Here is a 24,873-nt window from a genome sequence, read left to right on the forward strand (position 1 = left end):
CGATGAAAGACATGTCGTGCAAGCTCCTCGTCATTGGCGCGGGACCAGGGGGCTATGTTTGCGCCATCCGCGCCGGACAGCTCGGCATGGATACGGTGATCGTCGACACCAGAAAGCCTGGTGGAACATGCCTCAATGTCGGCTGCATCCCCTCCAAGGCACTCATCCATGCGGCCGAGGAGTACGACAGGATCGTTCACTTGGCGTCTGGGCGGAATCCTCTTGGAATTACAGCGACGAAGCCGGGGATTGATCTTGGCCAGACTGTTGCGTGGAAGGATGGCATCGTCAGCCGCCTCAACAGCGGCGTATCGGGCCTGCTCAAGCGGTCGCGGGTGAAGATGGTCGAGGGCTGGGCACGCTTCCGCGATGGCAAAACGGTCGAGGTGGAGACGGAAACGGGACGGCAGATCATCCGCGCAGAGAATGTTGTGATCGCGACGGGATCGGCCCCGGTCGAGCTACCGAATCTGCCCTTTGGAGGGCGAGTGATTTCTTCGACCGAAGCGTTGGCACTGACCGAGGTTCCGGAGAGGCTCGTTGTCATTGGGGGAGGATATATCGGCCTGGAGCTTGGGACTGCCTTCGCCAAGTTCGGAGCACAAGTGACCGTTGTCGAAGCGCAGGCTCGCATCCTTCCGCAATACGATGCCGAACTGACCCGACCCGTTGCGAAGAGGCTGCAGGCTCTCGGCGTAAAGATCGTGACAGGCGCGAAGGCAAGAGGCCTAGCGAAAGGAGACAGCGCACTCTTGGTGGAAAACGGAACTGGGGCCGAGACGTCGCTCCCCGCGGACAGGATTCTCGTCACGATTGGACGGAGGCCGGTCACGCAGGGTTGGGGAATGGAGGAGCTTGTCCTTGATATGGATGGCCCATTCATTCGAATCGGGGAGCGATGCGAGACCTCGATGCGGGGGATCTATGCCATCGGTGACGTCACGGGCGAGCCGATGCTGGCTCATCGCGCCATGGCGCAGGGAGAAATGGTGGCCGAGATTATCGCCGGTCACAAACGGGTTTGGGATAAGCGGGGCATATCTGCCATCTGCTTCACCGATCCCGAGATCGTCACCATTGGCCTGACGTCGGACGAAGCGGGCAAAGCGGATACCGAGATTCGAGTGGGGCATTTCCCCTTCTCGGCCAATGGCCGCGCGATGACGAGGCTGGGAGAAGACGGATTCGTACGCGTGGTCGCCCGGGCGGACAACCATTTGGTGCTCGGAATTCAGGCTGTGGGGCAGGGCGTGTCCGAACTGGCCGCCACCTTCAGCCTGGCCATCGAGATGGGTGCGCGCCTCGAAGATATTGCGGGTACGATTCATGCGCATCCGACACAAGGCGAAGCATTCCAGGAGGCGGCGCTGAAGGCACTGGGGCGTGAACTCCATATTTGACGTTATCACGGAACGCCACGGCGCCTTTGGCTCAATAGAGGATTCCAGGCATGTCTTTTGCATGCCCTTGTTGGAAATCGGTTTCGCTTCGTTCGAAGTGGATTGTGGCGAATTGCCGGTCGACCGTCCTAGATTCCGCCCTATTTGAACGCGAAGTCATGAGACGCAGCGAACGTTCATTTGATAGTTTGTAGTTAGGGTGCTCGTGGCTCAATCGGTATGGTCGGGAACCAGAAAATACGCCTCTCTGGTCATCCTTGCAGGACTTTTGTCCAGTGGGGTCTCTATCCCGCATGCCGTTGCATTCGATTTCTTCGGCCTCTTCGGGAAGAGCAATGAGACGCCGCCTCCTCCGAATGCGGACACGCTACCTTACTCTCTCGATTTCGCGGTCCCAGGCGACGACAAGAAGATTGTCCAGATCCTCAAGGATGTATCTACGCTTCAAAGCCTGAAGAGCGATCCACCTCCGGATGCGGATGCTCTGGTGCGTCGTGCGGAAGCTGATCTGCCTCGCCTCAACGATGCACTCTGGGGAGCGGGATTCTACAATGCTCGCATCGCGATCACAGTCGCAGGGGTTCCTCTGACGCTCCAGGCCCTGCGTCCTGAAGCGGCTATCCGTGCCGCAACGGTCTATCGATCGCGGGCGCTCGTGCCTATTCAGGTCGCAGTCGATCCCGGGCCGCAGTTCGTCCTCCGGAAGGTTACCGTTCTGGATGCAAGGACCGACCGTCCGTTTCTGCAGAGCGAGCTGCCGCCCCGCATTGTCAAGATCGAGCCCGGCGATGCCGCACGCGCAGCTGACATCGTGGCGGCCCAGGCACGGATCGTCGATTACTTCCGCGCTCAGTCACGGCCCTTTGCCAAGGTGACTGCGCAGAGCCCTGTGGTCGTTCATCCAGCCCATGTCATGGACATCAGTCTGACGGTCGATCCGGGACCGCAGGCGGGTATTGGGCAGATCACCGTCCGAGGCGCGGAAAATGTGGACCCGGCGGTGGTGCGCTCATTCATCTACACCGACCCGGGTGATCCGTATTCGCCCGCAGCGCTCGCCTCGATGCGCAAGTCGATCCTGAATATCGAGGCGCTGTCGTCCGTTCGCATACGCGAGGGAGAGACGCTCGATTCCTATGGCAACCTGCCTCTCTTCGTCGATATTACGGAGCGCCAGCCTCGCGTCATCGGTGCCTCCGTGCAGTACTCCACAACCGATGGGCCAGCGGTCCGAGCCTATTGGGCGCACCGGAATCTGTTTGGAGGCGCCGAGCGGCTGAGATTGGAAGGCAGTCTTTTCTATCTTACGGAAAACGGCGGCCGTCCGGATGACGATGATGAGTTCGACTGGGACGATCTCGGGGGCCGCTTCCGCGCGAGCTTCCTGAAGCCCGCGTTGTGGGGAACACGCAACGACTTCCTGGCCGAAGCTTTGGTTGAACGCGACCGAACGGAGGGCTACACAAGCCGGCTCGTCAACGGAACGGTGGGTATTCGCCATCGCTTCAGCGAAAGGTTCTCCATCCAGGGCGGCATCGAGTACGAGAAGGGTCAGGCCTCCGACATTCTTGGGCAGATTGACTATACCCTCGTCGGATTGCCGCTTTCCGTCACCTACGATTCTACGGACAACACGCTCGATCCCACGCGCGGCATGAAGCTTCTGGCGTCCGTAACACCCTACCCGGATTTCCTCGGCTCCTCGGTTCCCATGACGATCGCGAAGGGGACGGCCTCGGCCTATTGGTCCATCGATGATGAGTCACGCTATGTGCTTGCGGGCCGCCTTGGTGTCGGTTCGATCGTCGGAGCAGACCTCGAGGAGATTCCGGCCAACCGGCGCTTCTTTGCCGGCGGCGGCGGTTCAGTGCGCGGTTTCAGCTATCGTTCCTTAAGTCCGACATTCTTAGGGGAGCCTATCGGCGGGCGCAGCCTGCTTGAGGCCTCTCTGGAGGCACGCATCAAGATCACCGATACGATCGGCGTCGTGCCGTTCGTCGATGCGGGAACCGCCTTCGAGTCGAGTTTCCCGGACTTCGACGAGAGCATCCGCGTCTCGGCAGGCCTGGGCCTGCGCTATTACACCGGGATCGGGCCGATCCGCCTGGATGTCGCGGTGCCTGTTCGCCGAGAGAGAGAAGACGACCGATCTGTCGCCATTTATATTGGAATTGGACAGGCGTTCTGATGATCAAGCTGCGCCGCCATCTCGCATTCTTTGCCATCACTGTGGCTCTGGCTCTCGGCGTTCTCTGGATCGCTGCTGGCTCGCCCAGCCAGGCCCAGACCGACCAGGGCGTTCTGGCCAATATGATCTCGCGTTTGTTGTCGACCCCCACCACGCGGGTCAGCATCGGCAGCATCGAAGGGGCGCTGTCCTCGAATGCGGTGATCAGGGATGTTCGCATCTCGGATCGTAACGGCGTCTGGTTGTCGCTCGATCGTGCGCGTCTGGTCTGGACGCGAACGGCGCTGCTGCGCGGTCGTCTTGAGGTCAACGAGCTACAGATCGACCATCTCCAGATTCCGCGCAAGCCGGTGTCGACGGAAGAGGAGAAGACCTCCGTTTCCGACGAGCCGATCCTCCCCGAACTGCCTGTCAAGGTAGTCGTGGAGAAATTTACTCTGCAGGAACTTGCTGTCGGGGAGCCAGTGCTGGGGACTGCCGCGCGAGTCTCGGCTCAAGGCTCGGCCGATCTCGGCGATCCGTCCGAAGGACTCAAACTCGATTTCGCCGCGCAGCGCCTCGATGCCCCTGGGCGTCTCTCGATCAATCTCAATTATGTGCCGCAAACGAACCGCCTTGCGCTCGACCTGACACATCAGGAGCCCGCGGGCGGCATTGCCGCCCGTCTGCTCAACCTGCCTGACCTTCCACCGGTCGATCTCAAGCTTGCTGGCGAGGGTCCAGTGAGTGGGTTCATCGCGCGGCTCGATTTTTCCGCCGGCACAACCATCGGCGCTGCGGGCACGACAACCGTCAGGCGAGCTGGTGCTGCCTACATGGTCGATGCCAATCTCGCCGCACGGATTGAGGGGCTTCTGCCCGCGCCGGTTGCGCCCGTCTTCTCAGGGACAACCCAACTCCTGGGGAATGTGGCAATCGGTGATGACGGCAGCCTGCGGTTCCAGCCTGTTCGCATCACCTCGAGTGTGGCCAGTTTCGACATGGCGGGCAGCATCACTGCGAACCAGGCACTCGATCTGACCGTGCAGGCCCGCGCCTTGCCGACCGATGGTTTCATGACCCGTGCGGGCGACGCGGAGATTCGTCGTCTCGACTTTGATGGCACCGTGCAGGGAACCATGACGGCTCCTCGCATCAACGGCTCTCTCGACGCCACAGGAGTACGGCTGCCGCAGGGATCGCTGGATGCTCTCAGCGCCCGTATCGCCATGATTCCGGTGAAGGATGTGGCTATTCCCGATCGCTTCTCCTTCTCTGTCGATGCAAGAGCGAATGGCATCGAGCCCGCCGACCGGGCTTTGGCTCGGGCACTGGGCTCCACCTTGTCGCTGACCGCCAACGGCACATTCGACCGCGATGGCATTGCCAGCGTTGACTCGGCCCGTCTTGAAATATCCACCGCCCAGGCTGGCTTTACCGGTCGGATCGGCTCGACGGTTCTGGACGGCAACCTCGATGCCAAGGTCCCGGCTCTCGCTGCCTTCTCCGGCATTGCCGGCCGGACGCTGCGCGGCTCTGCATCGTTCCAGGCAAAACTATCCGGCAACCCGCGACGGGCCGATATCGCGGCAATAGTCGATGCCAACCTGCGGGAGCTCTCGACAGGGGCACCGTCGCTCGATGGTCTTCTCGGCCGTTCGGTGACAGCGAATGGAATCGTGCGCAGGATTCCGGATGGATTCGCCTTCGAAAACTTCCGTGTCGATGGAGCGCATCTCGATGCGCGCGCGGATGGTCGCGCCACGCAGCGCACAGCCGATCTTGGGCTTGATATCACCATCGACGAGCTCAGGCATGTGGACCCGCGCATCGCTGCGGGTCGAGCGGATGTGGCGGCGCGTCTGTCGGGCTCTCTGGAAAAGCCGGATGTGAAAGCGACTGCGACATTGGCCGAGGTGCGTGCGCTCAATCGGCCGATCCCGCGTCTCGTCGTCACGCTGGATGCGAAGGATGTGACGGGCGCCCTCGATGCGGCTCTCAATCTCGAAGGGCAGGTGGGAGCAAGGGCTGCGAACGGCACTGCGCATCTTGCACGGCTTGCTGTAGGTGGCTGGCTTCTGGACCGGCTCAATGTCAATGTCGGCTCGGTATCGCTGAACGGGGATCTGCGCATCGGCTCTGATCGGTTGGCGCAGGGACGGATCTCTGTTTCCGGAAGCAGTCTCGACGATCTCAGTCCTCTGCTGTTGATGAAGCTCGACGGATCAGTAGAGACTGATATCACGCTCAACGCCCCGGACGGGCGGCAAGATATCTCGATTGTTGCAAGAGGCTCTCGCGTGGCCGTTGCTTCCGTGACGGTGCAGGATTTTAACGCGCGGCTGACCGTCTCCGATCTCTACGCGCGCACCGTGATCGACGGTGTCATTCAAGCCGATGCGCTGAGTGCGGCCGGGCAAACCTTCAGGACCGTGCGCCTCACGGCAGAAGGCTCGCCAGTTGCATCGAATATCACGGCCTCTGCGGTCGGGCAGGGTTTCGATCTCAATGCGCAGGCGCGTGTGGTGCCGGGCGACGCAATGCGCATCGAACTCGCGAGCTTCACGGCGCGGCGTGGTGGCAGGCGACTCGCCCTGGCGCAGCCCGCCATCATTTCCCTACAGAACGGCACGGCTACCATCAGCGGCCTCGTGATAGCAGCCGACCATGGACGTGTCGGCGTGTCGGGCACCGTGGGGAAACGGCTCGATCTGTCGGTCGATATCCGGAACCTGTCTCTGCAGACCGCTGAAATCGCCGTTCCCAATCTGGGTCTGACGGGCATTGTGAATGGAAGCGCCTCGGTCGGAGGGGAGGCTGGCAATCCGAGCGGAACCTATGACTTGAGGATCGTGGGGCTCGCAACGTCGGAAACGCGCCAAGCCGGTCTGCCTCCGCTCACCGTGACGGCACAGGGTCGTATCGCCGACCAGAAGGCGACGATTGATGCGGACTTGGCTGCGGGACGTTTTGGAACGCTGAAGCTCTCAGGCAGTGTCCCTCTCGATCCGACGGATGAGCTGGCTTTGAAGGTCGCGGGGCGAACCGATCTTGCGGTCGCGAACTCGTTCCTTTCAGCCAGCGGTCAGCGCGTGACCGGAAGCGCCGTGCTGGACCTGACGGTTGCCGGCCCAGTCGCGGAACCAAGGGCTCAAGGCACCATCTCACTCGCCGGCGGCAGCTTCGTTGATTCCCTGCAAGGAATCCAGCTGAACGACATCAACGGACGGTTCGCTGCACGTGGCCAGACTTTCGTTGTCGAGCGTCTGAGCGCCCGCACCCCGAACGGCGGATCACTCGCGGGCAGCGGACAGGTGATCATTGATCCTGCCGCCGGATGGCCTGCCGATATCCGCATCACAGGCAGTCGTGCCCAACTCGTTTCGAGCGAGATCGCAGACGCGAGCGCCGACCTGGATCTCGCGATTTCCGGACCGCTCACGATCAGGCCGCGCGTTGCCGGCCGGGTCAATATCATCACGATGAATGTTTCCGTGCCAGACCGCCTGCCAACGACCTTCAGGCCATTGCCGGGCACCAAGCACGTCCAGCCGACGCCAACCGCTGCCGCACGGCTCGCCTTGGCGCGCAAGCGGCAGGCCGCCGGTTCGCGCGGACGTCCGTTCAGCGCCGAACTCGATCTCGTCCTGACCGCGCAAAACCGCATTTTCGTACGCGGACGTGGGATCAATGCCGAGCTCGGCGGCGATCTGCGCCTTCAGGGCACGTCCCGGGATCCTGTCGCCATCGGTGCATTCGAGCTTCGTCGGGGGCGTCTCGATCTAATCGGCCGCCGTATCGACTTCGTGCGGGGACGGCTGGATTTCACAGGCGATCTTACGCCCTCGCTCGACTTCCTGGCTGAGACGCAGGCGGGTGAAGTGACGGCACGCATCGCAGTAACCGGGCCTGCTTCGCAACCCGAATTCGCCTTCAGCTCCAGCCCCGACCTGCCTCAGGACGAAGTGCTCTCGCGCATTCTGTTCCAGCGTCCCTCCGGTGGTCTTTCAGCGGGCCAGGCGCTTCAGCTCGCGCAGACCGTGGCGCAGCTCTCCGGAGGAACCGGGACGGAAGCGTTCGAAAGCCTGCGCCGCTCGCTTGGCGTCGACAGTCTCGACATCACCGTTGATGCCTCCGGTGGCCCTGCGGTCGGCGTGTCGCGCTATATCAGCGACAATGTCCGCGTGGGTGTCAAGGCAGGGGCACGACCTGAAGAAAGCGGCGTCACGGTCGATGTGGATCTGACGCGACGCCTCAAGGCGCAAGGAGCCGTCGATGCCGAGGGTGGAACCTCTGTCGGTGTTGGCTTCGAGTGGGAGTACTAAAGAGAGGCATCCGCGTTAGAAGTTAACGCGGTCGCCTCCCTTCAACGACAGCATGTTGCGCGCGTCATCGGGAGTAGCGATCTCCAGGCCCAATCCCTCGATGATTTGGCGCGCCATTGTCACCTGCTGCGCATTCGATTCCGCAAGCTTTCCCGGCCCGATCCAGAGCGAATCCTCAAGCCCGACACGGACATTGCCTCCCATGGCCGCCGCCTGGGCCGCGATGGCGAGCTGGTTCTTGCCGGCGCCTAGGACGGACCATTGGTAGTTATTTCCGAATAGCCTGTCGGCTGTACGCTTCATGTGGGCTACGTCCTCCGGGTGTGGACCGATGCCGCCGAGGAGGCCGAATACACTCTGGACGAAGAGAGGCGGCTTGATGACGCCACGGTCGACGAAATGGGCCAGGGTATAGAGATGGCCGATATCGTAGCACTCGATTTCGAAACGGGTGCCGTTCTCGGAGCAGGTCGTCAGAATGTACTCGATATCAGCGAAGGTATTGCGGAAAATCCTGTCGCGCGAACCCTCGAGATAGGGCTGCTCCCAATCGTACTTGAACTCCTTGAAGCGGTTGAGCATCGGATAGAGTCCGAAGTTCATCGACCCCATATTGAGGGAAGCAACCTCCGGCTTGAAATGCGCCGCAGGTCGCACGCGCTCTTCCACTAGCATCGTTGGCGCGCCGCCTGTTGTGATGTTGATGACGCAGTTGGTGCGCTGCTTCACTACCTGCAGGAAGGGAGCAAAGGCCTCGGGGGACTGATCAGGCTTGCCGTTCTTCGGATCGCGCGCGTGCAGATGAACGATCGCAGCACCTGCCTCCGCCGCGCCGATGGCGGCTTCCGCGATCTCCTCAGGCGTGATCGGCAGATGAGGAGACATGGATGGGGTGTGGATCGCGCCGGTCACGGCGCATGTGATAATGACTTTGCGGGCCATGGACTTGGTTCCTTCTCCGAGGATTACTGATCCGGTTGAGACTGCTTGTGGGCCTTCAGGGCAGCCAAGCGCCTGTCCCGCCAGGCGGAGCGCCGGGCGAGCATATCGGGTCCCGGCGCTTCACCCCAGGCCTCCAGGATGCGGCTGACATTCTCCTTATCCCAGACATTGGGTTTGGCGGGATGCTCGGAGAGACGACGGTAGAAGCCGGTGTAGCGGTTGCAGTAATCGGCGATGCCACCGGGCGCGTTGAGCTCGATGGTCTCGAACGGACCGAGAAACGACCAGCGCAGACCGAGGCCATCCTTGAGGGTCTTGTCGAGATCCTGTGGGCTCACGACGCCCTCGCCGACAAGCCGGAACGCCTCTGCCAGGAGCGCGCCCTGGAGCCGGTTGAGAACGAAGCCCTCGACCTCGCGGTTCACCATGATGGGCACCTGCCCGACGCTTTCATAGATGGTTCGCGCGCGAGCCATCGTCTCGGTCCCCGTCCACGGAGCCCCGCAGAGTTCGACCAGCGGCACGAGATGAGGCGGATTGACCGGATGCGCCACGAGGCAGCGGGCACGGCCTTGCAACTCTTCAGTGAACTGGGACGCGACAATCGCGGAGGTCGATGAAGCAAGAATGCAGTCCGCCGGTGCGAGTCGGTCGAGCTCCGCGAAAATCATTCGCTTTGTCTCGACAGTTTCCGGGCCATTTTCCTGAACGAGATCGGCTCCGCTCACAGCCTCTGCCAGCGAGGTCACGACGACGACACGCGCGGATGCCGCTGCGGAGTCTGCTACGAGGCCATGCCTTGCCAGCTCTTCGAGCCCTTCTCGGATGAGGCTGGGCGCCTTCTCGAGGGTCTCGGGATTCGGGTCCGTGATGCGCACATCCCAGCCGGCCCGCGCGAAGACGATCGCCCAGGATCGGCCGATCAATCCCGCTCCAATAATGGCAGCACTCGGCATTCCGTAGTCTCCTTCAAAACTCACAGCCACAGGACCTTGCGGCGGAGCGTAAGATCGTCCCGCAGATCCTTCGATGGGCCGGTATGGATCACCCGCCCTCGTTCGAGCGCGACCGTCCGGTCGGACAAAGCGAGTGCAAGGTCCAGGTGGTGGTCGACGATGATGATCGAGACCTCGTGTCGGAGCTTGTCGAAGCTCTCGAAGAGCTGCTCGACGATGGCCGGAGCAAGACCCTCGAAGGGCTCATCGAGGAGGAGCACCTTCACGTCACCCGAGAGGGCGCGTGCGACAGCCACCATCTGCTGTTCGCCTCCGGACAGGAAGTCCGCCGGAGTATCGAGCCGCTCGCGAATGCGGGGGAAGTATTCGAAGATCCTGTCCAGATCCCACCGGACACCGTGGCCGGTCTCGCGCTTGAGCCGTCCGAGCTCGAGATTCTGGGCCACAGTCATTCCGGCGAAAAGACCACGCCCCTGCGGCACGTAGCCGATTCCCAGACGCGCGATCTCAGCGGAGGGCCGGCCGGCGATCTCCTGGCCATCGAGCCTGATCGAGCCTGAGCCCGGCGGTGCAATGCCGATCAGTGTCTTGAGCAGGGTCGACTTGCCGGCGCCGTTGCGGCCAAGAAGGGCCACGATCTCATGTTGGCGCACGTCAAAGGACACGTCCGCCAAGACATGGCTCTTGCCGTAGAAGGTGTTGACCCTCTCAGCTGTGAGCACGGTCGCCGCTTCGGCGGCGCTCTGTCGGGGCTTCGCGGCAACAGTGGCCGCGCCAGAGCCGATATAGATTTCCTGCACCTTCGGGCTTGAGCGTGCATCTTCCACCGATCCGTCGACCAGAACCTGGCCTGCATTCATCACCGTGACGGCATCGGCGATCTGAAACACACGGTCGATATCGTGCTCGACGAGCAGCATCGGAACGTCCGCGGAGATGCGCTTGATGATGTCACCGATGCGCTGGCGCTCGGCCGCCGCAAGGCCCGCGAGCGGCTCGTCGAGCAACAGCATCCTCGGTTTCGTGGCAAGCGCCAGGCCCATGTCCAGGAGGCGCTGCCCGCCATAGGAGAGGGCACCTGCTTCGGCCTTCTCGATGCCGGCGACACCGAGATAGCGGATCACCGCCGATGTCTCGGTTTCAATCTGCTTGATCGAGCGCGCTGCCATCCAGGGGTTAAAACGCTGCGGGTGACGCGCCTGAATAGCGAGACGGATATTCTCCTCGACAGTCAATGCCGGGAAGAGATTCGTGATCTGGAACGAGCGTCCGAGCCCGGCCTGGGTGATCGCTTCAGGGGAAAGCCCGGCGATGGAGCGCCCCCGTAGTAGGACGTCGCCTTCATCAGGCGTGTAGTATCCGGAAATGAGGTTGAAGGCCGTCGTCTTTCCGGCGCCGTTGGGACCGATTAGCGCATGGAGAGTGCGGTCACGCACGGCGATATTGACGGACTGAACGGCCTTGAGTGCGCCGAAACTCTTGGTGATGCCTTTCGCTTCCAGAATGATGCCGTCGACATGATCCGGCGGCTTGAGAAACGAAGGCAGGGGCTCGTCCGTCAGGGTGCGGCCAGCCATGGCCGCTTCTTCCGTAATCCTGGGACGGAAAGGCGCCGCGATCCGTTGCGCAATTCCGACCAGTCCCGTCGGCGAGAGGACGATGAAGCCGACGAACAGGATGCCGAAATAGAGCAGCCAGTGCGGGGTCCAGATCGACAGGAATTCGCGGAACAGGATGTAGAAGAGGGCCCCTAGGGCAGGTCCGAGAAAACTGCGCATTCCGCCGATCACCACCATGGCGATCAGCTCACCCGAGAAGGCGACGGAAAGGGGCTCGGCCGAGGCAAAGCGATGATTGAAGACCGAAAGGACGCCCGCAAGTCCCACGACCATGGCGGACACCACGAAGCCGAGGAGCTTGTAGCGGTTGGTCGGATAGCCGAGAAAGCGGGCGCGCTGCTCGTTTTCCCGAATTGCCACCAGCACGCTTCCGGCGGGCGAATTGTGAAAGCGAAGCAAAGCAAGGCAGACGGCGAACGCCACCGCCGCCACGAACCAGTAATAGGTCCAGTCCGAGCTTAGATCGAGGCCGATCGCACCCGTGCGGACGACGCCTCCGAGTCCACTCTCTCCACCCGTCAACGCCGTCCAGCGGTAAGCGACAGCAAAGAGCATCGCTGCCAATGCCAGCGTCAGCAGTGAGAAATAGACCCCTCGACGCCGTAGGATGAGCGCGCCGAGGAGGGTCGACGTAGCGGCAATGAAGACAATGGCGAATAGCGCCGGAAGAACGACGCCTTCCGGGAACCAGTAAAGCTGGCTCAATGCCGCCGCGTAAGCTCCTAGCCCGAACCAGACGCCGTGCCCGAAGGAGACGAGGCCGGTATAGCCGACCAGGACGTTCAGGCCGAGACAGGCGATGGCAAACACCACGACATCGATCGACGAGCGGAGCGGCAGGCCGATGGGATCGAGAACGAAGGGCAGCAGGATGAGCGCTGCCGCCGTAATGAGAAGAGGCGAATAATTCGTGCGCATCAACCTACTCGAATTTCTGGATGCGTTCGCCGAGCAACCCACGTGGCCGCAGAAGCAGCACAAGGGCCATCAGCAGGTACATCGAGGCTTCGCCGGCTGGCGGGAAGAAATAGATCGTGAGGCCGCGCACCACGCCTACGAGCGCTGCAGCCGCGATTACACCCCAGAAGGATCCGAGTCCGCCTATGACGACCACCACGAAGGCGGCTGTCAGAATCTCGGCTCCCATCGCGGGATGAACTCCCGAGATCGGGGCCAGGAGGACGCCGGCAAGGCCTGCCAGTCCAATGCCGAGTGCGGCGACGGCCGTCATGTATGGCTGAAGCGAAATGCCCAGTGCTCCCACCATGTCCGGGTTCTGCACTCCGGCTCGGACCACACGGCCGAAGGCGGTGCGATAGACCAGGAACCAGGTCGCGATGACGGCTGCAAGCGCCACGCCAAAGATGATCAGGCGGTAGCGCGGATAGATGAAATTGCCGAGGAAGACCTGACCTCTGAGGGCCGATGGGATGGAGAAGGGCAGGGGAGCCGCCCCGAAAATCATCCGAAGGCTCTGCTCGATGATCATTGCAAGCCCAAATGTCAGAAGCAGGCTGAGAATGGGATCCGAGCGGTAGAACCTTCGAAAGAACAGGCGCTCGATCACGACGCCCAAGAGCGCGACGAGCACGGGAGATGCAACGAACGCGCCTGCAAATCCGATCATGGGCGTCAGCGTCACGGCGAGATACGCGCCGATCGCGTAGAACGCGCCATGGGACAGGTTGACGATTCCGCCGAGCGAGAAAATCAGCGAGAGGCCGAGGGCGATCAGCAGATAGTAAGCGCCGACCAGAAGGCCATTCACCACTTGCTCAAGGAGAAAGACGAACGCCAAGCGAGACTCCTTTTCCAGTCGTAGAAGGCCTCCTCACGCGAGGAGCCGGAACTGAGGGAAAACGGAATGCCGTGCTCTCGGCGGCCGGAGCGGCGGTCAACCGTCCGGCCTGACCGATGCTTATGGTGTCATGCCTGCATCTTGCAGGTGCCGTCCTTCGGCGGCGCTAGAACCTCGAGATCCTCGTTCGGACCGGGTACGGTGCCGAGCGGATCGTAGATGTCCCACTGGTCCTTCATCTTGTCGGGATCCTTGGCGCGTACGGCATACATCTCCTGCACCATCTGGTTGTCGTAGGCACGGAAATAGCCTTCGCGGCTCTTCAGGACGTCGAATTTCGCGCCTTTGCGCAGGTGCTCGGCGAGCTTCTGCGGGTCCGCAGACTTCATCTCGGTGAAGGACTGCGCGACGATCCTGAGCGAGTTATAGTCGCCCCAGCTCTGATTTTCGGGCGGCTTGCCGTATTTCTTGGTGAAGGCGTCGACGAATTTCTTCGACGACGGCGTATCGACCATATGGTGCCAGATCAGCGGCCAGATGCCGGAGAAGTTGCCCTTCCCGGCGCCCCAGGCCACTGCCGTATCGAAGCCGAAGCCGGTGATCGGGAACTGGAGCCCGTATTCGGCATATTGCTTGATGAAGTTCGTGATCTGGTTTCCGGCGAGATTCGAGGCGACGATATCAGGCTGGGCCTGCCGGATCTTGAGGAGATAGGGGCTGAAGTCGGTGGCATCGGTGGGGACGAGGTCCTCGCCGATGAATTCGCCGCCGTTCTCCGTCACGAACTTCTTGGCAACCCGGAAGAGATCATGGCCGAAGGCATAATCGGCCGTGAGGGAATACCACTTCTTCCCCTTGATCATGTTCTCGTTCTTCAGGTACGTGCCGACAGCTGTGACCATCATCGAGTTCGCAGCCTCGATGTGGAACATGAATGGATTGCAGCTGGCCCCGCGCAGCGCGTCGGAATTGGCGCCGGTGTTGATGAACACCGTCTTGGTCCGGTTCGCCACCTGGCCGATGGCCAAGGCCGAGGCGGAAGAAATCTCGCCGATGATCATCGCGACCTTGTCCCGCTCGATCAGGCGCTCGGCCTTGGCGGAGGCAGTCTGCGGATTTACCGAATCCTCCATCACGAGCTCGATCTTGCGGCCCAGAACGCCCCCGGCGGCATTGATTTCCTCGGCTGCGAGCTTCACGCCCATCTGGGCGAACTCGCCAAGCGGCCCCAAGAAACCGGTAATGGGCGTGAGGTGCCCGATCCGAATCACGTCAGATTGCGCCTTGACGATCGCAGGCATTCCAAGGCCTGCGAGCGCGGTCGCGCTGGCCGCTCCCTTCAGGAGCGTGCGACGGGTCAAGTCATCAGAATGTGCCATAGCCGTTTCCTTCCTCCCATAATGGCGTCGCAGTTACTTGCCGCGATCTGTGATCACAGTTAGACTGTCGGAAAATGAGCAACTTGTCGAGCCCCCGCCCAACCAAGACGCCATCGGCCATCGCCCAGATCGGCCGGCTGGAGCGCGTCACCCTGGGTGAACGCGTCCATACCGAGCTGCGGGACCTGCTGATGAGCGGTGAGCTTGCTCCCGGGCAGAAGATGTCTCTGCGCAGCGTCGCCGAGACCCTTGGCGTATCGATGATGCCGGTGCGGGAGGCGGTCTCACGACTTGTCGCCGATCAGTCCCTGGAGGTCCTACCGAACCGTGCTGTGCGCGTCCCACTGATGACCCGCGCTCGCTTCAGGGAGCTGACGACGGTGAGACTCGCGGTTGAGGGCTTCGCGGCGGAGCAGTCGGCAAGGAACCGTGCGGAATCCGACCTCTCGGAGATGCGGCGGTTTGAAAAGGCGTTCCTATCCGAAGCCCAAAGCCCCGATCCTCATGCGGATCGAGCCGTCCGGGCCAACAAGGAACTCCACTTCGCCGTCTACCGGGCGACCGGCCTGCCGACGCTGGTGGGAATCATCGAGGGTCTCTGGCTGAAGATCGGGCCAGTCCTGAATTTCGATCTCAAGGCCTCTCCCGAACGGTTGCGCACGGGCGGTGCAACCGAGCATCACCGTCGTCTCGTGGCAGCGGTGAACGCCGGTGACGGAGACGCTGCACGCAAGGCGCTCATCGACGACATCGAGGGCGCGGCAAATTTCATCGAGAGCACCGGGCGTCTGCTGGATTAGGCCGATGACTAGGCTCTCGAAATCACAAGATGAACGGGCGCCGCGTGTAAAGGGGACCCGGTTCACGGATGGAGACGACGAAGATGGACCTCAATATCGCCGGGCTGCGTGTGCTGGTGACGGCTGGTGCCGCAGGCATCGGACTCGAGATTGCCCGCGCCTTCCATCGCGAAGGCGCGCGCGTGCATATCTGCGACGTCGACCGTGCGGCCCTTAACGCGGCGGCCTCAACCGATCCGGACCTGACCTCCTCCTATGGCGATGTGGCGGATCGAGGCAATGTCGCCCGGGTTTTCGAGGAAGCTCTCGGAGTTCTCGGCGGTCTCGATGTCCTTGTTAACAATGCCGGCATCGCAGGGCCGACCGCACGGGTGGAGGAGATCAACCCGGAGGATTGGGATCGTTGCCTCGAGGTCTGCATTACCGGACAGTTCAACTGCACGCGTCTCGCGGTGCCTCACCTGAGAAAAAGCGAGAACGCCTCGATCGTGAATCTGTCCTCCGCCGCAGGCCGGTTCGGTTTTCCCCTGCGCTCCCCATACGCCGCCGCCAAATGGGCCGTCATCGGCTTCACGAAATCGCTCTCGCGGGAGCTGGGTGAGGACGGCATCCGCGTGAACGCGATTCTGCCCGGGGTCGTTGCCGGGGACCGCCAGCGCCGGGTGCTCGAGGCCAAAGCCCAGCAGCTTGGCGTATCGTTCGAGGAGATGCAGCGCCGGGCGCTCGCGAACACGTCCCTGAAGGAATACGTGACGGCGCAGCAGCTGGCCGATCAGATCGTCTTCCTGTGCTCGCCGCTGGGACGCACGATCTCGGGACAGGCCATTGCCGTCGACGCCGATCTCCAGGCTCTTTTCTGAGGAATGATGATCGGCGCGGCCTGCAGCTTCCTTCCATTTCAAAGCTCATTTCGGAGTTCAAGCGATGATCTCTCCCGAGGCCTATCCCACCATTCCGGATCTTGCCGGAAAGGTCATCCTCATCACCGGCGCGAGCACCGGGATCGGAGCCGCGGCAGCAGTCGCGTTCGGGCACAATAAGGCGCGAGTGGCAATCCACTACAACGCCAGCGAGAGTCCGGCGCAGCAAGTCGCCGAGGAGGTAAGGGCGGCTGGCGGCGAGGCTTTCCTGGTCCAGGCTGACGTGACCGAGCCCGAGGCGGCGGCGCGGGTTGTGGCCGACACCATCGGGCATTTCGGCCGTCTTGACGTTCTCGTCAACAATGCCGGCGGCTTGGTCAAGCGGACGCCGATCAAGGACTACACGGACGAGTATGTGGATGCGGTGCTCGCCCTGAACGTCGAGCAGGTCGTGCGCTTCGTTCGCGAGGGAGTTTCTCACATGCGACCACAGGGAGGTGGCTCGATCATCAATGTATCGTCGATCGCCGCGCGTCACGGTGGTGGGCCAGGATCGGTCATCTATGCCGCAGCCAAGGGCTTCATCTCGGTGGCCACTCGGGGCTGGGCCAAGGAGTTGGTCAAGGACGGCATCCGGGTCAACGCGGTTTCGCCGGGCGTCATCATGACACCCTTCCATGAGCGCTATTCGACTCCGGAACAGCTTGCCGCCATGCAAGCCACCATCCCCATGGATCGCCTCGGTTCTCCAGAAGATTGCGTCGGTGCCTTCCTCTATCTCGCTTCCAATCAGCTCAGCGGCTACGTCACAGGCCAGGTAATGGAGGTGAATGGCGGGCAATACATGCCGTGACCATCAGGGATGGAAAAGAAGGAAGGGGGCTAAACGGATGACTGATTTTCTTTATCGCACTGTCGTTATTGGAATTGGCGCAACGGCGCTGCTCGATCTCTGGGCCTTGATCCTGCAGCGGTTCTTCAAGATTCCCGCACCGAACTGGGGGCTGGTGGGGCGTTGGTTCTGCCATCTGACAGAAGGCAAAGTGTTTCACGACGACATCACGCTCGCGCGCGCCTATGCGTCGGAGCGTGCCGTCGGTTGGATCGGACATTATGTGATCGGCATCGTTTATGCGGCCGCCCTGCTGGCCTTTACCCGTCCGGACTGGCCTTCAGCGCCGACATTGGCGCCGGCGCTTGCGGTGGGCCTCATCACAGTTGGGGCCGGTTGGTTTCTCCTTCAGCCCGGAATGGGGGCCGGCATCGCCGCTTCCAAGCGGCCCAACGCCACCCAGATCAGAGCCCTCAACATTGTTGGCCATGTCGTCTTTGGCTTCGGGCTGTACGCGAGCGCGCTTCTTATTCGATAAGCTTATCGGATGGGCGCGTGACAGGACATTAGTCTATCGTGGAGTGGAAAATAGGAAGAGCCGGTCAATAATCTTATCGTGACGCAACACAACTCAAAGACCGGCTCCAGATGAACGAGGCGCCGGCACATCGGGAGGAAAGAATGCTGCGCCGTGGTTTCCTGAAGACACTAGCCGTTGCTGCCATCTCGCTTGTCTCTGCTGCCGAGTATGCTTGGGCTGCCTATCCTGAGCGACCGGTCACCATTATCGTTCCCTGGGCTGCCGGCGGAGGCACGGATGCGACCGCTCGCATCATCGGCTCCCTGCTTGAGAAGGAGCTTGGTCAGCCGGTCAATGTCGTCAACAGGACGGGCGGCAGCGGCGTCGTAGGGCATGACGCCATCGCCGCGGCGGCGCCGGATGGCTATACCCTCGGGCTTGCGACGGTCGAGATCGGCATGCTGCATTGGCAAGGCCTCACCCAGCGCGACTACAAGGATTACACGCCCATTGCCTTGATGAACCTCGATCCCGCGGGCGTTCAGGTGCGCGCAGACGCGCCTTACAAAACCGTGAACGACCTGCTGGACGACATCAAGAAGAACCCGGGCAAGTTCAAGGCATCGGGGACAGGGCAGGGTGGCATTTGGCACCTGGCAATTGCCGGCATGCTCGACAGTCTCAATATCGATCCGAGCACTGTCCGCTGGGTGCCGAGCCAGGGCGCTGCGCCGGGGCTTCAGGATCTCGTCGCGGGGGGCGTCGACATTGCTCCCTGCTCGCTTCCGGAGGCTCGCTCCCTCATCGAAGCAGGCCGCGTGAAGAGCATTGCCATCATGAATCCCGAGCGCAACCCGGCGTTCCCGGACGTTCCCACGCTTGCGGAGCAGACAGGCAGCAAATGGGCTATCGGCGCGTGGCGCGGCATCGTCGGGCCGAAGGGCATGTCAGCGGACGTCACGAAGCGGCTCGCCGAGGCATTGGACAAGATTTACAAGAGCAAAGAGTACAATGACTTCATGAGCCAGCGGGGCTTCGGCGTGAAGTTCGCGGCAGGCGAGGAGTTTCTGGCGTTCTGGAAGAAGAGCGACGAGGATCTCGGAGCGGTCATGAAAAAAGTCGGGTTGGCCAAGTAGCCGGGCCGACCTCGATGCGCGTCAACGATGCAATCATCGGTGCAGTGCTCCTCGCCTTTGCGATCGCAATGTTCGCTTATGCGAGGACGCTTCCCGCCATTCCGGGTCAGGAATACGGCGCAGCCGTCTTCCCGATGCTCATCTCTACTGGCCTCGCGGGCTGTGGAATCCTGCTGATAGCCTCGGGCCGTCGCCACTGGCAGGGCGCCGTGGTTTGGAACGATTGGGCTCGCACCCACCATGCCTGGGTGAGGCTTGCCGTCGTCTTCGCCTTGATCCTGGCCTACATCCTGGCTGCGCCGGCACTCGGCTTCGTGCCGATCTCAATCGTCATCCTGCTGGTGTTTCTGGTGATGATGGGCGTTCGTTGGTGGATCGCCGCGGCAGTAGCGGTCGCTGCAACGTTTTTGATTCAGCAGACCTTCGTCGGATTGCTGCGCGTCCCTCTCCCACTAGGGCTCCTTGGGCCCTGACCCCGATGATGTCATGAATGCGATTGAGACAGCTTTCGGCCTCGTATTCCAGCCAGCGGTGCTGGTGACGATCTTTCTCGCGGCCCTGTTCGGGCTCGTCGTCGGCGCTATCCCCGGCCTGACCGCGACGATGGCAATCGCGCTTCTGGTTCCGGTGACGTTCTTCATGGATCCGGTGCCGGCGGTGGGAGCCATGGTAACCTGCTCCGCCATGGCCATTTTTGCAGGCGATATCCCGGGCACGCTGTTGCGCATCCCGGGAACTCCTGCTTCCGCAGCCTATACGGACGAAGCGTACATGATGACCCGCAATGGAGAGGGGGAGATCGCCCTGGGGGCCAACCTGCTCTTCTCGGCCATCGGTGGATTGTTCGGGACAATCGTGCTCATCCTGTCTGCTCCGGCCCTTGCCGAGGTCGCCTTAAAGTTTAGCTCCTTTGAGTATTTCTGGTTGGCATTGCTCGGGCTGACCTGTGCGGTGTTCATCGGAACGGGATCGCCGGTGAAAGGCTTCGTCAGCCTGTTCATCGGTCTATTCGTTTCGACCATCGGGCTGAACAATCCGGCCGGCGTGCCCCGCTTCACGTTCGGAAATGCTGAACTCACCGGAGGCGTAAACTTCATTGCGGCCATGATTGGCCTGTTCGCCGTGTCCGAGATTTTTCGGTTTGCCATCTCCCATAGCATCCAAGCCGTGCCGCAGGCCGTGATGGGCAATCTCTTTCGGGGCTGGGGACAGATGATGGTGCAGTATTGGCCGCAGCAGCTGCGCGGCAACGTGCTGGGCACGATCATCGGCGCGTTGCCGGGGGCCGGAGCCGACATCGCGGCCTGGGTGAGTTACGCGGTGAGCAAGAAGATGTCCCGCACCCCCGAGAAGTTCGGGAAGGGGCATGTGGAAGGAATTATCGAAAGCACGTCATCGAACAATGCGGCTCTCGCGGGCGCCTGGGTCCCGGCGCTCGTTTTCGGTATTCCGGGCGACAGCATCACGGCCATCGTAATTGGCGTGCTCTACCTGAAGAACATGAACCCGGGTCCGACGATCTTCATCAATAATCCGCAATACATCTATGCGGTGTTCATCATCTTCATTCTGGCCAATCTGGTGATGCTGCCCCTTGGCTGGGCAGCCATCAAGGGCGCCAAGACCATCCTGCGCATTCCGCGCGAGATCCTGATGCCGTGCATCCTCATGTTCTGCATCGTCGGCGCGTTCGCGATCAATAACTCCGCCTTCGGCGTTGCCGTGATGCTGATCTTTGGAGTGCTCGGATTCTTGATGGAGGAGAACGACATCCCGGTCGCCCCGTGCATCCTCGGCATCGTGCTTGGCCCGATGCTCGAGGAAAATTTCGTGACCTCCATGATCAAGTCGGATGGAAGCTTCCTCGCGTTCTTCGAGCGGCCGATTGCGGGCTCGCTTGGTGTAGTCACATTGCTCGTCTGGTTTGTCCCGTTGCTGATGGCGGTGCTGCGCTCCAGGCAGGCGACAATTCCGAGAGCAGGCTGAAACAACGCACGGGAGCAGATCTGCGAGAACCCATCCCCACGTCACCGGATAAACTGGTCGACGTAGTCGGCTCCGAGGCCGTTCCTTGCATAGTGCGCGCGGCACTTCTCGATTCGCGTGAAGACGTCGTCGAAGCCGGTCGCATTACCGTCCGGATCGACATAAATCATGGCTCCGTTCACTTGGAACAGGGTGATCATCTCCTCGACGTGCGGATCGACCACCAGCGTATGCGTCTCGCCGGGAGCCTCATAGGCGTAAGAGCCCTCGGTCGCAATCCAATCATGCTCCAAGTACCGCCATTCTCCCTTCAGCACGAACGCATGCACCGGTTGAGGATGGCGATGGCGCGAGAGAACGCCCGACTTCCGCACACGGAGAAGGTTCATCCAATATCCCCGCGAGGCTGCAAGCAGCAGCGGACGAAACCACACGTTCTCCTCCACGGGAACCCATATCCGTTCGTCCGTCGGGATGGCGTTCGGGATCACTAGCTCCGGCGGAGAGTCCTTCGGCTGCGGATGCTTGTAGGGTACCCACTTATCGTTCGCGGGAGCGATAGGAGAGGTGGGGTCTGAACGGGACATGCGATCTGCTCCTGTGAGCTCTTGTTGCAATTACATTGTGAGATAACCGCCATCGATGGCGAGGATGGCGCCCGTCACGAAACGGGCCGCGGGCGAGGCCAGGAAGACGACGCCGCCGGCCACTTCCTCCGGCGTCCCCCAGCGCCCCATCGGCGTGCGAGACAGGATCGGGCTGCTGCGCTCGGGATCATCCTGCAGGGCCTGCGTGAGCGGGGTCGCGATCCAACCCGGTGCAATGGCATTGACGCGGATGCCGTCGGCCGCCCATGCGGCGGCAAGGCTCTTCGTCAACTGGCCGATTCCTCCTTTCGAGGCGCTGTAGGCCGGCACGCGTGGTCCACCGAAGAAGGTGAGCATCGACGCGATATTCACGACCGAACCCAGGGCCTCGCGCAATTTTTCTTTCGCGGCCGAGCAGACACGCATGGTTCCGGTCAGATTGACGGCGATCACGTCGGCAAAGATCTCTGGATTGTGTTCGATATCGCGACGGATCACGCCCGCGGCATTGACCAGGATATCCAGGCGGTCGAAACGTGCGAGCAGGCTGTCGATCGCGCAGGCGTCGCGCACGTCGAGCACGGCAAACGAGATCCCTGCATTGATCTCGTCGTCCGCCGCCCGTGTCCGCTCGGTCTCGGTCGCTCCCGTCGCAGTGACATTGGCTCCCAGGTCCCGGAAAGCTCTGGCACAGGCAAGCCCGATTCCGCTCGTGCCGCCCGTGATCAGAACGGTTTGGCCGTCGAAGAGATAAGAGGCAAAAGCGTCTGTGATCGGCATGCCGCTATCGGTTCCGTGATGTTGATGGGATACGTGGTCGGATTCGGAATGCTCTATTTCGGGCGAGACTAGGGACGCCACTCTACCATGGGCCTATGGCTGCGCCGAGAGTGGAAAACGGTATCGTCATGAAAACGCCAAGGTATCTGCTCTTGATACAAACATGAGGAAACCTCCGAAGCAGCCAAGCCAATCTGACAACCTCAACGGGCGGAATGATATGGATAGTTCGCCACGCTCAAGATCAGCCACTCAGAAATCGCGCCCTGCGTCGAAGCGCAAGAGGGAGACGGTTCCCGACCAATTAAGCACCGGGATGTCCGGTGGTGTACTGGAAAGCGCGGAAGGAAACACTCCCTCCAGCATTCCGCCACCACAGGACGCCGCTCTCGCAGATGCCCGCAACTTGACTGCGGGAGACATTCTGAGCGGGGAGGATCAGCAAGGCCGACGACACGAGAGCAGAGACGAAGCGAAGCAGCAGGTGCAGATGATCGCAGTCACTGATGGTCTTGCTCCAAAGGAACCTGATCAGGGCGTCGCAAGCTCTTTATCCCAGCCCAATGAAGCTGTGGAGTTGCAAACAGACCAGAAACAGGAGGCAATTCAGCCTCACCCGACGGTTCACGAAGTCAGGTCGCGGAGCCATGGGGCTCGGGAACCAATAAACCCAGTCTACATTCTTGCCGCGATCGGCCTTGGCATTCCGGCTTTGCTGCTGATCCCGCTGGTCGGAATGAATCCGGGAGTTCAGGACGGGACTCTCACGATCATCGTGACCTTTCTCGTCGTCGCTGCCTTCGTCTCGGCTGCGGTGCTCGAAATCAAGAGACTGGCTGATCAGCCGCCTGACGGCGACCACCATTGAAAGGGAGGTACTAATATTCGAGTCCTCTATCCATCACTGCTGCATGGGCCCTGAGCCGAGCTCTTGCTACGTTCCAATCACGTCTTGCTATCTTGTACCTCGAGGGGGATGGTGAGAACCACTTCGTCGGCCTCGTCCACAATTTCAATCATGAAGCCATTCCGCTGATCAGCCGATAGATCACCCCAATACGGCACGACCTCAGTGAAAACTCTGGCTATTTGCAGCGCAATGTCTTTCGCAGCGTCGGCATCAGCCAAGTCAAAACTTCTCGGATACCTGACGCGATCTTGCTGGCTTGAGACAAAAAATCTGTATCTCGGCATGGCAAGAATATTAGCCAAACAACCGGTTTGGGTAAGCCTCTCTTAGGGATTAGTTCACATAAGCAGGCAACGATCAGTTCTACTCTTTGGACGAGGATGATTAACCAGCCGCAGTGTAACGGATTAGACCGCTTTTGCGCTGAGATCGTTCCTAGATTGCCTGCACCAGCTGGTCGATACTGGCTTTCGCATCGCCGTAGAACATGCGGGTGTTGTCCTTGTAGAACAGCGGGTTTTCAATGCCGGAATAGCCGGTGCCCTGACCCCGCTTCGAGACAAAGACCTGCTTGGCCTTCCACACCTCCAGCACCGGCATGCCGGCGATCGGGCTGTTCGGGTCTTCCTGCGCGGCCGGGTTTACGATGTCGTTCGAGCCGATCACGATCACCACATCCGTGCTCGCAAAGTCCTCGTTGATCTCGTCCATCTCCAGCACGATGTCGTAGGGCACCTTGGCCTCGGCCAGCAGCACGTTCATGTGGCCCGGGAGACGGCCCGCCACGGGGTGGATGGCAAACCGCACGTCCTTGCCTTTCGCGCGCAGGCGACGGGTGAGTTCCGACACCGACTGCTGCGCCTGCGCGACCGCCATGCCGTAGCCCGGCACGATGATGACGCTGTCGGCTTCCTCCAGCGCTGTGGCCACACCGTCGGCGTCAATGGCGATCTGCTCGCCGTCAATCGCCATCACCGGACCTGCTGTGGCCCCAAAGCCGCCCAGGATCACGCTGATGAAGCTCCGGTTCATCGCCTTGCACATGATGTAGCTGAGGATCGCGCCCGAGGAGCCCACCAGCGCACCCGTCACGATCAGCAGATCGTTGCCCAGCGTGAAGCCGATGGCCGCTGCCGCCCAGCCCGAGTAGGAGTTGAGCATCGACACCACCACGGGCATGTCCGCCCCGCCGATCCCCATGATCAGGTGATAGCCGATGAAGAACGCCAGCAGTGTCATCCCCACCAGGGCCCAGATGCCCGCGCCGTTCACGTACATCACGCACAGACCGAGCGAGAGCAGGGCCGCACCGGCATTGAGCCCATGTCCGCCCGGCAGCTTCCTGGCCTTGCCGTCGACCTTGCCGGCGAGCTTGCCGAAGGCGATCACCGAGCCCGTAAACGTCACCGCGCCAATGAACACGCCCACGAAGACCTCGACCTTCAGGATCGCGGTCTCGACGCCGCTCTTGTGCGCCAGCACTCCGGCAAAGCCGGTCAGAGCCTGCCGGGAGGCCCCGTCCAGGGCCAGAACTCGCCCGAGCTCGAGGTCCGCGTTGAAGCCGATGAACACTGCCGCCAAACCGACGAAGGAGTGCAGCGCCGCCACCAGCTGCGGCATCTCGGTCATCTCGACCTTCTTGGCCACATACCAGCCGATGCCTGAGCCGATCACCAGCATGGCGGCAATCACGGCGTAGTTGCCCACACCGGGCCCGAATACGGTCGCCCCTACGGCCAGCGCCATGCCGGCAATGCCGTACCACACGGCGCGCTTGGCGCTTTCTTGGCCGGAGAGGCCGCCGAGCGACAGGATGAACAGAACGGCGGCCGCCACATAGGCGGCGGAGACAAGGCCAAAGCTCATCGGGGGATCC

20 protein-coding genes are annotated in these 24,873 nt (G+C 61.6%); 11 read left to right on the top strand and 9 right to left on the bottom strand.

Annotated features, from left to right (window positions below; genetic code table 11):
- Positions 1-2: 2 nt before the first annotated feature.
- The 3 genes from lpdA to ACUXUR_RS22290 all read left to right on the top strand — a co-directional run bounded on the left by lpdA (position 3) and on the right by ACUXUR_RS22290 (position 7,892).
- Positions 3-1,400: a dihydrolipoyl dehydrogenase gene (gene lpdA, locus ACUXUR_RS22280; RefSeq protein ID WP_445504544.1), complete on the top strand. Its 1,398-nt coding sequence runs from the start codon at positions 3-5 to the stop codon at positions 1,398-1,400.
- Positions 1,401-1,605: 205 nt separating this feature from the next.
- Entirely contained in the window at positions 1,606-3,588 is a 1,983-nt protein-coding gene (locus ACUXUR_RS22285) for an autotransporter assembly complex protein TamA (RefSeq protein WP_445504545.1), read from the top strand.
- A complete protein-coding gene (locus ACUXUR_RS22290) occupies positions 3,588-7,892 on the top strand; it encodes a translocation/assembly module TamB domain-containing protein (RefSeq protein WP_445504546.1) in 4,305 nt (1,434 codons plus the stop codon). Before ACUXUR_RS22285 ends, ACUXUR_RS22290 begins: the two co-directional genes overlap by 1 nt.
- A gap of 15 nt (positions 7,893-7,907) precedes the next feature.
- Here ACUXUR_RS22290 and kce read toward each other — a convergent pair whose 3' ends face one another.
- From kce to ACUXUR_RS22315, 5 genes are all read right to left on the bottom strand, one after another.
- A complete protein-coding gene (gene kce / locus ACUXUR_RS22295; RefSeq protein ID WP_445504547.1) occupies positions 7,908-8,834 on the bottom strand; it encodes a 3,5-dioxohexanoate:acetyl-CoA acetone transferase in 927 nt (308 codons plus the stop codon).
- Between the two features lie 23 nt (positions 8,835-8,857).
- Complete coding sequence (locus ACUXUR_RS22300) at positions 8,858-9,790, bottom strand: 3-hydroxyacyl-CoA dehydrogenase (RefSeq protein ID WP_445504548.1); 933 nt, start codon at positions 9,788-9,790, stop codon at positions 8,858-8,860.
- 20 nt (positions 9,791-9,810) lie between these two features.
- Positions 9,811-12,327: a branched-chain amino acid ABC transporter ATP-binding protein/permease gene (locus tag ACUXUR_RS22305; RefSeq protein WP_445504549.1), complete on the bottom strand. Its 2,517-nt coding sequence runs from the start codon at positions 12,325-12,327 to the stop codon at positions 9,811-9,813.
- A gap of 4 nt (positions 12,328-12,331) precedes the next feature.
- Positions 12,332-13,207, bottom strand: coding sequence for a branched-chain amino acid ABC transporter permease (locus ACUXUR_RS22310; protein WP_445504550.1), 876 nt, complete (start codon positions 13,205-13,207; stop codon positions 12,332-12,334).
- 128 nt (positions 13,208-13,335) lie between these two features.
- Positions 13,336-14,586: a substrate-binding domain-containing protein gene (locus ACUXUR_RS22315; protein ID WP_445504551.1), complete on the bottom strand. Its 1,251-nt coding sequence runs from the start codon at positions 14,584-14,586 to the stop codon at positions 13,336-13,338.
- A gap of 83 nt (positions 14,587-14,669) precedes the next feature.
- Here ACUXUR_RS22315 and ACUXUR_RS22320 point away from each other — a divergent pair, with 83 nt between their 5' ends.
- From ACUXUR_RS22320 to ACUXUR_RS22350, 7 genes are all read left to right on the top strand, one after another.
- On the top strand, positions 14,670-15,386 hold the full coding sequence (locus ACUXUR_RS22320; protein ID WP_445504552.1) for a GntR family transcriptional regulator: 717 nt from the start codon (positions 14,670-14,672) through the stop codon (positions 15,384-15,386).
- Between the two features lie 83 nt (positions 15,387-15,469).
- Positions 15,470-16,246 carry an SDR family oxidoreductase gene (locus ACUXUR_RS22325; protein WP_445504553.1) on the top strand — a complete coding sequence of 259 codons (777 nt, stop codon included), beginning with the start codon at positions 15,470-15,472 and terminating at the stop codon, positions 16,244-16,246.
- A 64-nt stretch (positions 16,247-16,310) separates the two neighbouring features.
- Positions 16,311-17,099, top strand: coding sequence for an SDR family NAD(P)-dependent oxidoreductase (locus ACUXUR_RS22330; RefSeq protein WP_445504554.1), 789 nt, complete (start codon positions 16,311-16,313; stop codon positions 17,097-17,099).
- A gap of 37 nt (positions 17,100-17,136) precedes the next feature.
- Positions 17,137-17,616 carry a DUF2938 domain-containing protein gene (locus ACUXUR_RS22335; protein WP_445504595.1) on the top strand — a complete coding sequence of 160 codons (480 nt, stop codon included), beginning with the start codon at positions 17,137-17,139 and terminating at the stop codon, positions 17,614-17,616.
- Between the two features lie 143 nt (positions 17,617-17,759).
- Complete coding sequence (locus ACUXUR_RS22340) at positions 17,760-18,734, top strand: Bug family tripartite tricarboxylate transporter substrate binding protein (protein ID WP_445504555.1); 975 nt, start codon at positions 17,760-17,762, stop codon at positions 18,732-18,734.
- A gap of 14 nt (positions 18,735-18,748) precedes the next feature.
- Positions 18,749-19,207 (top strand): tripartite tricarboxylate transporter TctB family protein, encoded by a 459-nt coding sequence (locus ACUXUR_RS22345; protein WP_445504556.1) that lies wholly within the window; start codon positions 18,749-18,751, stop codon positions 19,205-19,207.
- A gap of 13 nt (positions 19,208-19,220) precedes the next feature.
- Positions 19,221-20,720, top strand: a complete 1,500-nt coding sequence (locus ACUXUR_RS22350; protein WP_445504557.1) for a tripartite tricarboxylate transporter permease — start codon at positions 19,221-19,223, stop codon at positions 20,718-20,720.
- Between the two features lie 41 nt (positions 20,721-20,761).
- On the opposite strand, the gene ACUXUR_RS22355 is transcribed toward ACUXUR_RS22350, so the two are convergent.
- Positions 20,762-21,307, bottom strand: a complete 546-nt coding sequence (locus tag ACUXUR_RS22355) for a 2,4'-dihydroxyacetophenone dioxygenase family protein (RefSeq protein WP_445504558.1) — start codon at positions 21,305-21,307, stop codon at positions 20,762-20,764.
- Positions 21,308-21,337: 30 nt separating this feature from the next.
- Positions 21,338-22,087 (bottom strand): SDR family NAD(P)-dependent oxidoreductase, encoded by a 750-nt coding sequence (locus ACUXUR_RS22360; RefSeq protein WP_445504559.1) that lies wholly within the window; start codon positions 22,085-22,087, stop codon positions 21,338-21,340.
- Between the two features lie 490 nt (positions 22,088-22,577).
- Between ACUXUR_RS22360 and ACUXUR_RS22365 the strand changes: the two genes are divergently transcribed.
- Positions 22,578-22,955 carry a hypothetical protein gene (locus tag ACUXUR_RS22365; protein ID WP_445504560.1) on the top strand — a complete coding sequence of 126 codons (378 nt, stop codon included), beginning with the start codon at positions 22,578-22,580 and terminating at the stop codon, positions 22,953-22,955.
- A gap of 77 nt (positions 22,956-23,032) precedes the next feature.
- Here the strand turns inward: ACUXUR_RS22365 and ACUXUR_RS22370 are convergent, their stop codons facing one another.
- Positions 23,033-23,281 (bottom strand): DUF6894 family protein, encoded by a 249-nt coding sequence (locus ACUXUR_RS22370; protein WP_445504596.1) that lies wholly within the window; start codon positions 23,279-23,281, stop codon positions 23,033-23,035.
- A 151-nt stretch (positions 23,282-23,432) separates the two neighbouring features.
- The gene (locus ACUXUR_RS22375) at positions 23,433-24,863 is read right to left on the bottom strand and encodes an NAD(P)(+) transhydrogenase (Re/Si-specific) subunit beta (RefSeq protein ID WP_445504561.1); all 1,431 of its coding nucleotides are present in this window, start codon (positions 24,861-24,863) and stop codon (positions 23,433-23,435) included.
- Positions 24,864-24,873: the final 10 nt, after the last annotated feature.

The sequence above is a fragment of the Microvirga medicaginis genome, from assembly GCF_052658925.1.

What these genes read in the sequence shown, in the direction of transcription:
- lpdA (WP_445504544.1), top strand. Translation starts at nt 3, where the DNA reads ATGAAAGACATGTCGTGCAAGCTCCTCGTCATTGGCGCGGGACCAGGG.
- ACUXUR_RS22290 (WP_445504546.1), top strand. Translation starts at nt 3,588, where the DNA reads ATGATCAAGCTGCGCCGCCATCTCGCATTCTTTGCCATCACTGTGGCT.
- kce (WP_445504547.1), bottom strand. Translation starts at nt 8,834, where the DNA reads ATGGCCCGCAAAGTCATTATCACATGCGCCGTGACCGGCGCGATCCAC.
- ACUXUR_RS22300 (WP_445504548.1), bottom strand. Translation starts at nt 9,790, where the DNA reads ATGCCGAGTGCTGCCATTATTGGAGCGGGATTGATCGGCCGATCCTGG.
- ACUXUR_RS22305 (WP_445504549.1), bottom strand. Translation starts at nt 12,327, where the DNA reads ATGCGCACGAATTATTCGCCTCTTCTCATTACGGCGGCAGCGCTCATC.
- ACUXUR_RS22315 (WP_445504551.1), bottom strand. Translation starts at nt 14,586, where the DNA reads ATGGCACATTCTGATGACTTGACCCGTCGCACGCTCCTGAAGGGAGCG.
- ACUXUR_RS22325 (WP_445504553.1), top strand. Translation starts at nt 15,470, where the DNA reads ATGGACCTCAATATCGCCGGGCTGCGTGTGCTGGTGACGGCTGGTGCC.
- ACUXUR_RS22330 (WP_445504554.1), top strand. Translation starts at nt 16,311, where the DNA reads ATGATCTCTCCCGAGGCCTATCCCACCATTCCGGATCTTGCCGGAAAG.
- ACUXUR_RS22335 (WP_445504595.1), top strand. Translation starts at nt 17,137, where the DNA reads ATGACTGATTTTCTTTATCGCACTGTCGTTATTGGAATTGGCGCAACG.
- ACUXUR_RS22340 (WP_445504555.1), top strand. Translation starts at nt 17,760, where the DNA reads ATGCTGCGCCGTGGTTTCCTGAAGACACTAGCCGTTGCTGCCATCTCG.
- ACUXUR_RS22345 (WP_445504556.1), top strand. Translation starts at nt 18,749, where the DNA reads ATGCGCGTCAACGATGCAATCATCGGTGCAGTGCTCCTCGCCTTTGCG.
- ACUXUR_RS22350 (WP_445504557.1), top strand. Translation starts at nt 19,221, where the DNA reads ATGAATGCGATTGAGACAGCTTTCGGCCTCGTATTCCAGCCAGCGGTG.
- ACUXUR_RS22355 (WP_445504558.1), bottom strand. Translation starts at nt 21,307, where the DNA reads ATGTCCCGTTCAGACCCCACCTCTCCTATCGCTCCCGCGAACGATAAG.
- ACUXUR_RS22360 (WP_445504559.1), bottom strand. Translation starts at nt 22,087, where the DNA reads ATGCCGATCACAGACGCTTTTGCCTCTTATCTCTTCGACGGCCAAACC.
- ACUXUR_RS22365 (WP_445504560.1), top strand. Translation starts at nt 22,578, where the DNA reads ATGATCGCAGTCACTGATGGTCTTGCTCCAAAGGAACCTGATCAGGGC.
- ACUXUR_RS22370 (WP_445504596.1), bottom strand. Translation starts at nt 23,281, where the DNA reads ATGCCGAGATACAGATTTTTTGTCTCAAGCCAGCAAGATCGCGTCAGG.
- ACUXUR_RS22375 (WP_445504561.1), bottom strand. Translation starts at nt 24,863, where the DNA reads ATGAGCTTTGGCCTTGTCTCCGCCGCCTATGTGGCGGCCGCCGTTCTG.